The following is an 11,792-nucleotide window of genomic DNA, read 5'->3' as shown; positions in this document are numbered from 1 at the left end:
TTGGAAAGGCGCACCTTTCCGCAGACGGTGAGGCATCACCACTGCGGAGTCGTCCGCCGCCCGGACCACGCCCCGCGGCCGGGCTGGGTGATCGTCCTGGCAGGTCTCCTGGCTTGCGGGTCGTCGCTTGGCTGGCCTTCCCGGACGCGTCGGTCCAGTGGCATGTAACAGCCGCGCTCTCCGCCTACAGTTGCGGGGGCAGCCACGGATTTGGCCTTCTGGCCGGACCGTGTTCCCTTTTCATAACCCGACCCCGGAGGCACGGGTTAACCAAGACGGTTCGGGGGTATGCCGGTGATGCCGCGCTGTCAAGCGGCATGGCTGCGGCAAGGCGCGGGGCTCAGGCGGGGACCGCGTTCCGGCAGATGGACAGAAGGTCGGCCTGCGCCTCTGCCGGCGCGAGGAACAGCGCCGCGCCGTCCCGGGCGGCGACATGGGCGAGGACGAGATCGTCTGCCCGCGCGGCACGCAGGATCGTCAGGCGCGGCATGGCCCGTGTGGCCGGCGGCGCGAGGGTCGGAAGGGCGGCTTCGGCAAAGTGCTGCAGGCGCATCACGAGATCGGGGTCGCCCACGGGCGTCTCGGCCCCGCCATCGGCGTCGAGGCGCAGGCCGGCCCGGCAGAGGGCGAGGCAGGCCGAGACCGGGTCCGCATCGGCCGCCGGTGTCGCGGGCGGCTGCGCGGCCGCCGCCACGAGCGCCTCGACCGAACAGCCGATCTCGGTCGGGTCGAGCCGGTCCCGCGGGCGGTCTGCGGCCACGCTGATCTCGCCCGCCTGGTCGAGAAAGCTGCGAAGCGGTCCGGCGAAGGCGGCCGCGACCGCGTCGGCAGGATCGTCCGAGTCCGGCGCCGCGGCGTTTCCGCCGTCCACGCGCAGCAGCCGCCGGCCGGCCACCAGAAGCCGGAACTCCGTGCCGTTCTCGTCGGTCAGGACCATTTCGCGGGGCAGGATCGTTTCCTCGATTTCCGACAGGAGAGCCGAGACGATTCCATCCGTGCCGCCGGCGACGGTCTGTTCGGGCGCATCGTCGCCCGTCTTGAACTTGGCGAGCTTTCTGTTGAGGCGCTCCAGGTCGGTCATCGCGGGGCACCGGGCTGGTCGGCGGGCACGATCCCGCCGATCCCCTCGCGCAGCGTGGCCATGGCGGGGTCGGGGTCGGCGGCGGCGTCGAGGATTGCACAGAGCGCCTCGTCGGGCGCGTCGGGCGCCCGCAGGTAGAGTTCGATCGCGCCCGCCCCCCAGGCAATTGCCTCGGTCGGGGGCGCGCCCAGAACTGCGTCCGCAGCGGCTGCGGCCGGTCCGACGAGGACGCGGGCGGCCCGCAGGCACAGCGCGTCGAGAACTTCCTGCGGGGCGGCCGGCGCAGCATCGGCGCGCAGGACCAGCCGGGCGGACAGGTCCACATAGGCCAGGGTCCGGCATCCCGGAATCGATTTGCGCAAGGTCTGGAGTCGCTGGGTGGCCGCCATCGCGCGCAGTCTAGTTGATTTTGCCGGACCTTCCACCGGCAAAACGCGTCATGTGCGTGCGGACGGGCAGGCACCGTACGGCGGGGAGGTCGCGGCCGTCAGAAAGGTCTGGACGCCTTGGCCTCTTCGGCGGTGGGGCGGCGGCCGCGGCTGCGGTCCCGGTCGACGGTCACCCGCCGGGGGCGCACGGCGCCGGGGTCGGCCGGGTCGGGCGGCAAGGCGTCCTCCAGCCGCAGCGGGGCCGTGTCGGCGTTGGGGGCAGGGGCCGCGTTCGTCGGCGCCGCCGGGGCGCGCGCGGGCAGATCGCCGCCGCCGGGCTGCAGTGCGTTCAGCAGGGTGATGAAGGCCTGGCTGAACGCTTCGGCTCCGCTCGCCGTCCAGCGGTCCCAATCGTTGCGGCCGGCGACCGCATCGGTCAGCGATATCGGCAGCACCTCCTTGAAAAGTCCCTCGGTCTCGCGCGAGACGCGCTTGATGACGCGGGCCTTGTCCTGGTCGGTCACCAGCTTGTCGCTGCGGGTGAGCAGCAGAAGGCTGGTGCATGCCAGCCGGTCCGCCAGCCCGTCCCATACCGCCGCCTCGCTCTGGCGCCAGGCCTGGGTGGCGTGGCTGCACCAGATCACGCCGTCGGCCAGGTCGATGACATCCTCCCAGACGCCCGAATCCATGTTCGGGTCGGATATGCCCGGCATGTCGATCAGGTCGCACAGGCGCAGCAGGTCGGCCTCGACGAAGAGCTGCACGAGCCGGGTTTCGGCGGGCGAGATATCGGCGAGATCCTCGAGATCGACCGGCCGGACTGTCCCGTCGCGATCTTCGCGCCAGCCGGGCCCGTTGCCATGGGAGATGCGGACGGGGGGCAGCTGCGTCGCGGTCACCTTCACCGGCAGCGGTGTCTGGCCGATCAGCAGGTTGGACAGCGTGCTCTTGCCGGCGCTGAACTCGCCCATCAGGGCGATGCAGGGTTTCTTCGCCGCGGGCGGATCGATGGCCGCGCCGGGGCGGAACTGGTCTTGGTCGGTCATCTCGGTCATTGCATCACGTCCTCGAAGGCGTCCCGTCAGGCGGCGGCCCGGCGCATGGTGGCCACCGCGCTTTCGATTTGTTGCAGGCGTTCGGCACGGGCCTGCAGCCCCAGCGCCCGGTTGAGATCGTCCGCGGTGAGCCCGCCCTTGTCGGCAAGCGCCATGACCACCTCGCGCTGCTCGGCCAGGAAGTCGGCAAGCGTGCAGATCAAGTCGGCGCGAATCGCGCCGGCATGGGCGTCGCCGAGTTCGTCGACCATGGGGGCGGTCTCTTCGCGGATCATCTTGTGGAACTCGCTGGCGAAGGCGCGATAGCCGCGCCGCCTCAGCCACCAGCGCCGCCACCAGGCGCCCTTCACGTCGAGCGCGATGGTCTGCGCGATGGCCACGGGCGGGTTGAAACGCGGAAGCTCCGGCGGTTCGATTGCCAGGCTGTCGGTCAGGCCGAAGGCGTCGCTATAGGTCGCCGCGATCTCGTCGGCCGCGGTCGCAAAGATCGTCCGCGCCTCTCCCTGGAGGCGCTTGCCGAAGACCTGGCAGGCCGAGCGCAGCAACAGCCGCAGCCCGGTCGGCTCATAGGACCAGACGTTGCCTTCGCCGTATTTCTCGAGATGTTCGACCAGCGCCGCCGTGGCGCGGTCGAGGAAGCTGTTGTGCGACCGGTCAAGGCGGATGCAGAAATCCTCGCGCTGGGCGGACCAGGCGGCGTCCAGCGCAGAGAGCGCGCGCGCCTCGATCGCGTCGAGCGCGGCCCGGACGCGGCCCATGTCGGGCGCGACCGACCGGCCGTCGGCCACCGCCAGCCCGATCGACATCTGGGCGGCGTTGACTCCGCGGGCCAGGTTGCCGACGCTGCGCGCGACCTTGTCGACGGCCTCGCCGCCGACGCCTTCTTCGACCCGTTCGCCGATAGCGCGGTAGAGGGCGGGGATGCCGGAAAGGTGCCAGACATCGTCCGGCGTGACCGCACCGGCCGAACCGTCCCCGGAGGCCAGGATGTCCAGGGCTGCGCGGCTGTCCGCGCTCATGTCGGACAGGCTGCCGCACAGGGCGTGCTGGCCCCAGGCCGCGCTGCCGAAGAGGATGGGCGCATCGGCCGGGCCGTCATGGGCCTTGAGCGTGGCGCGGATCGACTCTCGAATCTCGTCGATCTGGGACGCCGGGTTCGACAATTCGTCGATGCGGTTGACGAAGATGACCACCTCGCGCGCCTTGACCGCCGAGATCAGGCGGATTAGCGCCATATCCACCGTCGACAGCGCCTGGTGCGCCGAGAGCACGAGAATGCAGATGCGGCTGTCGCGGATGGCGCCGATCGTGATCTGCTCGCGCATCAGGAAGGTATCGTTCACTCCCGGCGTGTCGCGCAGGCACAGCTTGAAGGGCACGTTGGCATGGCCGACGAAGAGGTCCGCCGCCTTGGTGATGTCGGCGAAGCGCCCCTTCATGTCGAAGGGCTCGCCCTCGTCGTCCTCGAAGTCGTCGCCCAGGCAGACGTAGCGTTCGACCATGGATTCGTCGAAGCTGCCGTAGCGGTGTTCCTGCCCGAGCAGCATCTCGAAGCGGCGTCCGAGCCGACCCTGGGATTTCTCGCGCATCCGCTCGACCTGGCGGCGCACCTTTTCAAGCTCTTCCTCGGCGCCCGCGCGGGCGGCGAGTTCGCCCATGCGCCCGCCCTTTTCCATCAGGCGGTCCCACTCCGACGGGTCGAAGAACCGGAACGTCGCGCCTTGTGCCGCGGTCTCGGACGCCGGGGACAGGTGAATCGAGGTGACGACCGAGGTCCAGGGATTGACGTCGGCGGGCAGAAGGCCGGGCCAGCCCGCCATCGCGTTGATCAGCGACGTCTTGCCGGCCTTGACCTGGCCGATGAACGTGATCGCGGGCTCGATCAGGTCGAGCTGGGCGGACAGCCGGCCGGCGCCGCGGGCGGTCGCCGTGTCGCCGAGGTCGGCGAGGTTCGACAGGGTCTCGCGCATCTGGTCCATGCGGCCGACGAAGCCGGAAAACCCGTCCAGACCCGAGGCGAGAAGGGCCGGATTCTCGATCCGGGGGCGGACCGGCTCGGCGGCGGTGGTTGCTCGATCGTCCAGCGTCACGTGGCGACACCCCTCTTCCCTCTGCAATGACCGTCAAGAGCCTCTCGCGGAAGGCCCCATCCGTCATCACTGCGGCGTCCATGGAAACAGTAAGGCCGAGAAAACTGTCTTGGGCGTGGCAACATCGTGGCGACCATCCGGCGTTTGTCTCCCTCAGGCGGCCAGCCGGGTTTCGAACCCGCGGCGCAGCTGCAGCAGCAGGGTCACTGCGTCGGCCGCCGCCGAGGCAGTGCCTTCGAGCGCGAGCAGGATCATCGTCTCGTTGGCTTCCAGAACGTCCTCGGACAGCTCTTCCGACACGCCGGACAGGTCGGAGACGAGCGCGTTGAGCGCTTCCGCGGCGTTCCCGCAGAGCGACAGCAGGTCCGAGACCGCGTCGGCCGCCTCGCCCTCGATCGCGCCGGGGAAACCGTCGCGGAAGGTGTCGAGCAGGCGCAGCGCGCGTTGCGAAACGTCCACGTCCGGGGCGGGCACGGCGGCTGCGGCCCGGTTGGTGGCGGCGGCGGGGGGCTGCGACGTCCCAGGTGCATGGTCGGGGGAGCTGTCGGCCGCCGCCTCGGGGCGCGGCGCGGCCTGCGGCGCCGCGGGCACGGGATGCGCGGTCAGCCCGTCATGGCGCCGCAGGAACAGCTCGCCCGCGTCCAGGTCGGCACGACGGCCCTGGGCGACCATCCGCTCCAGCGCGTCGAAGAGCGCCCTGGCACCGCTGCGCGCATGCGCCACCTCGTCGACGATCTGCGTGCCCGACCAAGCGGAGAGCGCCTGCCGCGTCGCGATCGGAAACAGGCTGTGGAACTCGGACTCGACCACGTCGCAAAGATCGTCCAGGCGCTCCTGCAGAATGCCGACCCGGATCAATTCGTCGGCCTTGGTCAGCACCAGGAAGGCGTGGTCCTTGAGGCCGTCCGGCACCTCGGCCCATGTCGCGGCCTCGTCCTTGGCAAAGCCCTGGGTGCACCACAGGATGATGTGAGGCGCGCAGTGCGCAAGGGGCGCTTCCGCCCCGGCGTGTTCGATCAGAACGAGGTTCTCGATCACCGACGAGGCTACGGGGCCAGGCCCGCCCGGGCCCTCGGATGCCGGCGCGGCGCTGCCGGCGAGCAATGCGATCAGGGTCGACTTGCCGCTGCGCGCGGGCCCTGCAACGACCACCCGGACCGGGGCGCGCAGCCGCTGCAGGAGTGCCTCGCCATAGTCGCGGGCCTTGCCGGGCAGACCGCCCCTGGCGACCAGGCGGTCGAGCCGCGCCACGAGATCGTCGGAGAAGAACGCGTTCATGGCGTGCGCCTCCGAAAGCTGGGCAGGAGCCGTGCGGCCAAGGGCAGGGGCCAGCGCCGTCCGCGCCGCGCGGCACGCGCAGGGGGCGCCTCCGGCCGGGTGCCGCGGTGGGCCGGCCGCCGGGACAGGCCGGCGGGCAGAAAGCCGCGCCGGGTGACCCGGATGACCGTGAAACAGACATTGTCCTGGTCGGGATCGGCAAGCGCCTCGATCTCGGAGAACAGCGCCCCGGCGATCTCCGCGCTGGAGCGGCGCCGGTGCTGGGCAAGCAGGGCGCCGATCCTGTCGCGGTCGATGAAGGTCAGCCCGTCGCTGGCGGCCAGCACGATATCGCCCGGTTCGAGCCGGACGGGATCGGCCGGACAGTCGATGCGGCTGATATCGGCTCCGGTGATCGCCGAGGTCAGGCAGTTGCGGTCGGGATGCTCGCGCGCTTCCGCGTCGCTGAGAAGCCCCATGCGCGCCATGCCGTCGATCTGCGGCGCAAGCGAATGGTCCTGGTTTATGCGACGCAAATCGCCGTCGCGGAACAGGAACAGCGGCGAGTCGCCGATCGAGAGCCAGAACAGCCGCGCGCGCGCGACGGCCAGCGCGACAAGCGTGGTCCCCATGCCGCCCGTTTCGGCGTTCCGGCGCATGTGCTCCGCCAAGCTGGCATTGGCCCGTTCGGCTGCCGTCTGCAGGTGATCGGGCGCCTCGCGCAGGAAGTCATCGGCATCGGCGGCGTGCAGCTTCAGCGCCCCGAAGACCTCGGTCACCGCGATGCGGCTGGCGACGTCGCCGGCGGCATGGCCGCCCATCCCGTCGGCCAGCACGGCGATCCCGATGTCGCCGCCGATCGGGAAATCCGCGACGATCGCGTCCTCCTGGTGCTCGCGGCGGCCCTGGCCGATGCCGGTCGCCACGTCGAGGCGCAGTTCAGCGCCCGTCATCATCGGGCGTCCCCGCCGACCACGAGAAGTCGGGCCCGCAGAAGGCGACGAAGCGCAGCTTGGTCTCGCCGATGCGGATGGTGTCGTCATGGGTCAGCTCCTCGGTGCTGAGAAGCGGCTGGCCGTTCAGCCGGACGATGTTCACTTTGCCCCCGGAGCCCAGGAAGAACTTGGTCTGCTCATCGTCGAATGCGACAAGCGCATGGCCCGAGCGCGAGATGCTGGTGTCGCCGAAATCGAGGCGAATCGCCTGGTCCTCGCCCCGGCCGATCTGCGAAACCCCGGTATAGAGCGTGAAATGCGCGCCCCGGCCGGGGCCCTCGATGACGACGAGCCAGCCGACGGGAAAGCGCTGGGCGGCGCTGGCCGCGTTCCGGCCGCCGGCCGGGTCGGCGAACGGATCGCCCGCCCCCTCGGCCGGCTGGCCGAAGCCCAGCAGGCGGGTCTTGGCGCGACCGCCCTGAGCCCCGGCCCGCCCGGCCGAGGGCGGCGGCACGGCGATCTCGGTCTCGGCCGCCGGGGGCGGCGTCAGTTCGAAGCGGTCCTCGTCCGGCCGCGCGGCACCGCTCCGGCGCGGCGGGGTCTCCTGGGCGGTGTCGGCGGGCGGTGGCGGCGTGCTTTGAAACATGGCCATCCGACGCTCTTCCGTCTCGGCCGCCGTGGGTCTGCGCCGCTGGGCCGGCGTCGCGGGCGCGCTTGGAAAGATCGGGGTGTCGCCTGGCGGCGCGGTTCGGTCGGCCGCGTCGGCGGCGTCATCCCCGTAGTCCCAGATCATGTCGTCATCCTCTCCGATCCCGGCGGGATCCCGCTCGACGGTGGGCGCGGCCTCTTCCGGGCGTGTGTCGGCGCGCGTGTCCGCACCGGGTTGGCGCGGGAGATCGTGCAGGCCAGGTGCGTCCCTCAGACTGTCTTCGCGCGGGTGGGTGCGCGCGGGCGCGGGGGCCGGAGGTGGGAAGGGGGGCACATAGTCGTCGAAATCGCTCTCCGCCTCGGGCGCGCCGTCCTTGCGTTTCAGAAATCTCATCCTTCTGCCTTCCGTGCTTGAACCAGTCGAACGGGGGAACGGGCCGGCTACGGCCGGGTGGGAAAGCGCCTCGATAGCCCCGAGAACAGGCCCGCCCGCTTGGGGCGGACGGTGCGCCGCGGCAGCAGCGGCCGCCGGGGCGACACGGGACCCGCGTCACCGTGCTCGGGCATGGGGGCCGGGCGGGCCTCTGGCGGCGTCTCCGTCTCCTCGACAGCCGGGTCATCGTCATCGTCGTAGAGCGACCGCCAGGCGAAGGCGGGCTTGCGTTCGGGAAGCTTCGGGGCCTCGATCTTCCGGGTGCCCGATTCCGCCTCGGACCGCTTCTGCGCTTCGAGGACCGCGCGGTTGGTTTCCTCGACGAGCCGCGAGATCGACAGCCGCATGTCGTCATCCATCGGCACCAGCTGGCCGTCCTCCAGCTGGCCCTCCGCGCGCGGGCGGGGGGCGGTGTCGATCATCGCCAGCCAGTCATGGGCGCTTTGCGGCCGTTCCTTGGGAACCACGTTCAGCGCCTTGTCGATCGCGCCCAGGAAGGCGGGCGCGTAGCCGCCCACGCGCCCCCGGAGCGACTCGTACGGGTCGGGTTCGTCGGCGGCGAGAGCGGCCATGCGTTGCTGGCTGTCGGGCGGCGCCGCCCCGGTGATCAGGTGATAGAAGGTCGCCGCCAGCGCGTAGAGGTCGCTGGGCGGGCCCTGGCGGATGCCGGCGATGTAGAATTCCTGGGGCGAGTAGCCGTCCTTGACGACCTGCAGCCGCGAGAGCACCCGGCTGTTGCGCGTTGCCCGTTCGCGGGCCGCGCCGAAGTCGATCAGCACCGGGTTGCCCGAGCGGTCGATCAGGATGTTGTCGGGCGAGATGTCCCGGTGCAGCAGGCTCTGGTCGTGGATGAAGGCGACCGCGTCCAGTACCTTGACCAGCATGTCGCGGATCGCCGCGGGCGACGGGGTCTCGCTCGGGTCCTCTATGATCTGGAGGAGGTTCTTTCCCCTGATGTAGTCGAGCGCCATGTAGGCGGTCGTGTTGTCGGAGAACACCTGGTGCACGCCGACGATGCCGGGGTGGTCGAGCCGGGCCAGCCGGTGCGCCTCGTCGATGAAGAGCTGGACAATGGAGTGGTATTCCTGGCTGTAGCTGCGTGAACGGGCGCGCACGTCCTGCCCGCTGCGCATGCAGAGCGATTCGGGGAAACACTCCTTGATCACCACGACCCGGTCGAGACTGTCGCGGGCGAGATAGGTCAGCCCGAACCCGCCCGAGTTCAGGAACCGCTCGATCGTGTATTGCCCGTGCAGCAGCGTCGTGCCGGGCTGAAGCTCCTCCACCGGGTCTTCGGGCGGACTATGCGTGTTCATCTCGCCTGCTGCGTTCATGATCGTGATCCGGTTGCGCGTGTCGGGGCATCCGCCGGGCGCCGGACGGACCACCCCTCGTCGATCCGAAAGAGACTCTTCCTGACAAGCTGGACGAAAACATGGCCGCCGGCGCGGCGATTGCGGCCGAAATCGGGCGCGGGCGGGGACTTTGCGTCGACTTTCGCGGCCAAAGGCGCGACAAGCCCGTGAAGGGTGCGCGATCGGCAACGCCCGATGCGGCAACCGGGGCGATTTCTAGGAAAATACGCCCCATTTTTCGCCCGGTCCGGCACCTTGCGACGCGGCATGGTTGTGCGATCGCCCGGGCATTCCTACCTTGAACGGCAGATGCGTGCGCCCCCTCAGCCCCCCTCGAACGGACCAGCCCGTCCCGTTTCCGCCCGCCCGGCAGCGCCGGGCAGCGCGCCGATCCGACATTTTCGGATCGCGAGCTACAACATCCGCAAGGCGGTCGGCCTCGACTGGCGGCGCGATGCCGGGCGCACCCTCGACGTGATCAATGAACTGAACGCCGATGTCGTGGTGCTGCAGGAGGCCGACAAGCGCTTCGGACCGCGCCCCTCGGCCCTGCCGCGTGCGCTGATCGAATCCGCCACCGATTTCACCGTCGCCGATCTGGCGCCGAACGACGTGAGCCTCGGCTGGCACGGCAATGCCGTCCTCGTCCGCCGCGGCTTGCGCATCCGTGGCGCTGAGCGCCTGACGCTGCCGGGCCTCGAACCGCGTGGCGCGGTGCTGGTCCGCGTGGATAACGGGGTGGAGACGATGAACCTAGTGGGTGTGCATCTTGCCCTTCTGCGGCCCTGGCGCCTGCGCCAGCTCGATGCCATAGGCACCCGGTTCTGCGCGGACGAAAGCGCCCGCGCCGTGATTCTCGGCGATTTCAACGAATGGTCCGAGACCCGCGGGTTCGAACCGCTTGCGAACCGGTTCCGCGTCGTCGCGCCGGGCAAGACGTTTCACGCGAGCCGCCCCAGCGCCGGGCTCGACCGCATCGTCCATGGCAAGGGGCTGGCGCTGGCAGGGGCGGGCGTCCACGAAAGCGCGAAGGCGCGGGTCAGTTCCGATCACCTGCCGATATGGGGTGAACTGGAGTTCGCTGCGGCCTGACGCAGCGCTTGCGTTTCCGCGGAGCAGGGAGGAGCATCGCCGCATGCTGCAGATCGTTCTTCCCGCCACGCTTCTGGTATTGCAGGGCTTCGCGCTGTGGGCGGCCTACAGGGCGGTTTGCAACGCGCGCACGCCCCAAGGGGCAGTGGGCTGGGTGGTATTCCTGATCGCCGCCCCCTACATCGCGCTGCCGATCTTCCTGTTTCTCGGCCATTCGCGGCTGCCCGGCTACGTCACCGCGCGCCGCTCGTCGCGCGCGTCGATCGAATCGCTGCCGGATTTCGATCCCGCCCATCGGGTCGATGCCGACGGGCTGGCGCCGCACCTGTGCCGCGCTCTCGCGGGATTCGAGCGGATGACCGGCATGTCCGCCGTGTCGGGCAACGCCGCGCGTCTGTTCGTGGATGGTCCCGACACCTTCGAGGCGATCTTCGAGGCGATCACGCGGGCCGAACGCTACGTGCTGGTGCAGTTCTACATCATTCGCGACGACGAGACGGGCCGCGAGTTGCAGCGCCGGCTCATCGAACGGGCCCGGGCTGGGTGCATGGTCCGGCTGCTCTATGACGCGATCGGCAGTCACAAGCTGCCCGCCTCCTACCTCTCCGACCTGCACGAGGCGGGCGTGATCGCGGAAAACTTCCACTCGATCCGGCAGCCCCACAGCCGCTTCCAGGTCAATTTCCGCAATCACCGTAAGATCGTGATCGTGGACGGCGGCACCGCGTTCCTGGGCGGGCACAACGTGGGCGAGGAATACATGGGCCGCGACCCGGAGATCGGGCGCTGGCGCGACACTCATCTGCGCATCGCCGGGCCCGCCGTCGCCCAGCTTCAGCTGCTCTTCGCCGAGGACTGGTTCTGGGCCACCGGCGAGCGGCTGGACCTGTTCTGGCAACCGGCCCCGGCCGAGCCGAACCTCGACATACTGGTCGTGGCGCCCGGGCCGGCGGATGTGCTCGAAACCGGCAGCCTCTACTTCTGCAACGCGATCCACGCTGCGCAGGAGCGGATATGGATTTCTTCACCCTATTTCGTGCCCGACACGGATATCCTTACCGCGCTTGCGCTGGCGTCGCTCCGCGGCGTGGACGTGCGCATCGTCATGGCGGACCAGCGCGACCACCTCTGGGTCTGGCTCGCGGCCTTCGCCTATTTCGACGAGATGCTGGACGCGGGGGTGAAGGTCTTCCGCTACACCGACGGGTTCCTGCACCAAAAGGCGCTGGTCGTGGACGAGAGCTTCGCCTCGGTCGGCACGGTGAACCTAGACAATCGGTCCTGCCGGCTCAATTTCGAGGCGACGGCGCTGGTCTTCAATGCGGCGTTCGCGCGTTCGGTCGCCGCGCTTATAGAGGCCGATTTCGACCGCAGCTACCGCTACCTTACGCGCCTGGCCGAGGCGCCGAGCCTCGTGCGCCGCAACGGCGCGCGGGTGGCCCGGCTCCTGGCGCCGATCCTGTAGCGGTTTCGCGGCG

General features: G+C 70.1%; 10 protein-coding genes and 1 riboswitch. Of the genes, 2 read left to right on the top strand and 8 right to left on the bottom strand.

What is annotated here, in order from left to right; translation table 11 throughout:
• Positions 1-80: 80 nt before the first annotated feature.
• A riboswitch (cobalamin riboswitch) is annotated at positions 81-290 on the bottom strand.
• Between the two features lie 50 nt (positions 291-340).
• The 8 genes from BUR28_RS20040 to BUR28_RS09490 form a co-directional block, all read right to left on the bottom strand.
• The gene (locus tag BUR28_RS20040) at positions 341-1,081 is read right to left on the bottom strand and encodes a hypothetical protein (protein WP_074219902.1); all 741 of its coding nucleotides are present in this window, start codon (positions 1,079-1,081) and stop codon (positions 341-343) included.
• Entirely contained in the window at positions 1,078-1,470 is a 393-nt protein-coding gene (locus tag BUR28_RS09520; RefSeq protein WP_074219901.1) for a hypothetical protein, read from the bottom strand. Before BUR28_RS09520 ends, BUR28_RS20040 begins: the two co-directional genes overlap by 4 nt.
• Before the next feature lie 98 nt (positions 1,471-1,568).
• Positions 1,569-2,504, bottom strand: a complete 936-nt coding sequence (locus BUR28_RS09515; RefSeq protein WP_074219900.1) for a dynamin family protein — start codon at positions 2,502-2,504, stop codon at positions 1,569-1,571.
• 26 nt (positions 2,505-2,530) lie between these two features.
• Positions 2,531-4,594 (bottom strand): dynamin family protein, encoded by a 2,064-nt coding sequence (locus BUR28_RS09510; protein WP_074219899.1) that lies wholly within the window; start codon positions 4,592-4,594, stop codon positions 2,531-2,533.
• A 153-nt stretch (positions 4,595-4,747) separates the two neighbouring features.
• Positions 4,748-5,872 carry a P-loop NTPase family protein gene (locus BUR28_RS09505; protein ID WP_074219898.1) on the bottom strand — a complete coding sequence of 375 codons (1,125 nt, stop codon included), beginning with the start codon at positions 5,870-5,872 and terminating at the stop codon, positions 4,748-4,750.
• Entirely contained in the window at positions 5,869-6,804 is a 936-nt protein-coding gene (locus BUR28_RS09500) for a PP2C family protein-serine/threonine phosphatase (RefSeq protein WP_175566927.1), read from the bottom strand. The genes BUR28_RS09505 and BUR28_RS09500 overlap by 4 nt, the downstream gene beginning before the upstream one ends.
• A complete protein-coding gene (locus tag BUR28_RS09495) occupies positions 6,791-7,828 on the bottom strand; it encodes an FHA domain-containing protein (RefSeq protein ID WP_074219896.1) in 1,038 nt (345 codons plus the stop codon). The genes BUR28_RS09500 and BUR28_RS09495 overlap by 14 nt, the downstream gene beginning before the upstream one ends.
• Positions 7,829-7,875: 47 nt before the next feature.
• A complete protein-coding gene (locus tag BUR28_RS09490; RefSeq protein WP_254813723.1) occupies positions 7,876-9,183 on the bottom strand; it encodes a serine/threonine-protein kinase in 1,308 nt (435 codons plus the stop codon).
• Between the two features lie 348 nt (positions 9,184-9,531).
• On the opposite strand from BUR28_RS09490, the gene BUR28_RS09485 reads away from it, so the two are divergent.
• Entirely contained in the window at positions 9,532-10,314 is a 783-nt protein-coding gene (locus tag BUR28_RS09485; RefSeq protein WP_083626573.1) for an endonuclease/exonuclease/phosphatase family protein, read from the top strand.
• A 43-nt stretch (positions 10,315-10,357) separates the two neighbouring features.
• The gene (gene cls, locus BUR28_RS09480) at positions 10,358-11,779 is read left to right on the top strand and encodes a cardiolipin synthase (RefSeq protein ID WP_074219894.1); all 1,422 of its coding nucleotides are present in this window, start codon (positions 10,358-10,360) and stop codon (positions 11,777-11,779) included.
• The last annotated feature ends 13 nt before the right edge of the window (positions 11,780-11,792 follow it).

The sequence above is a fragment of the Rhodovulum sp. ES.010 genome, assembly GCF_900142935.1.
Lineage (GTDB): Bacteria > Pseudomonadota > Alphaproteobacteria > Rhodobacterales > Rhodobacteraceae > Rhodovulum.
Note: the sequence above shows the minus strand (reverse complement) of the source record. Positions and strands in the feature narration are given on the sequence as shown.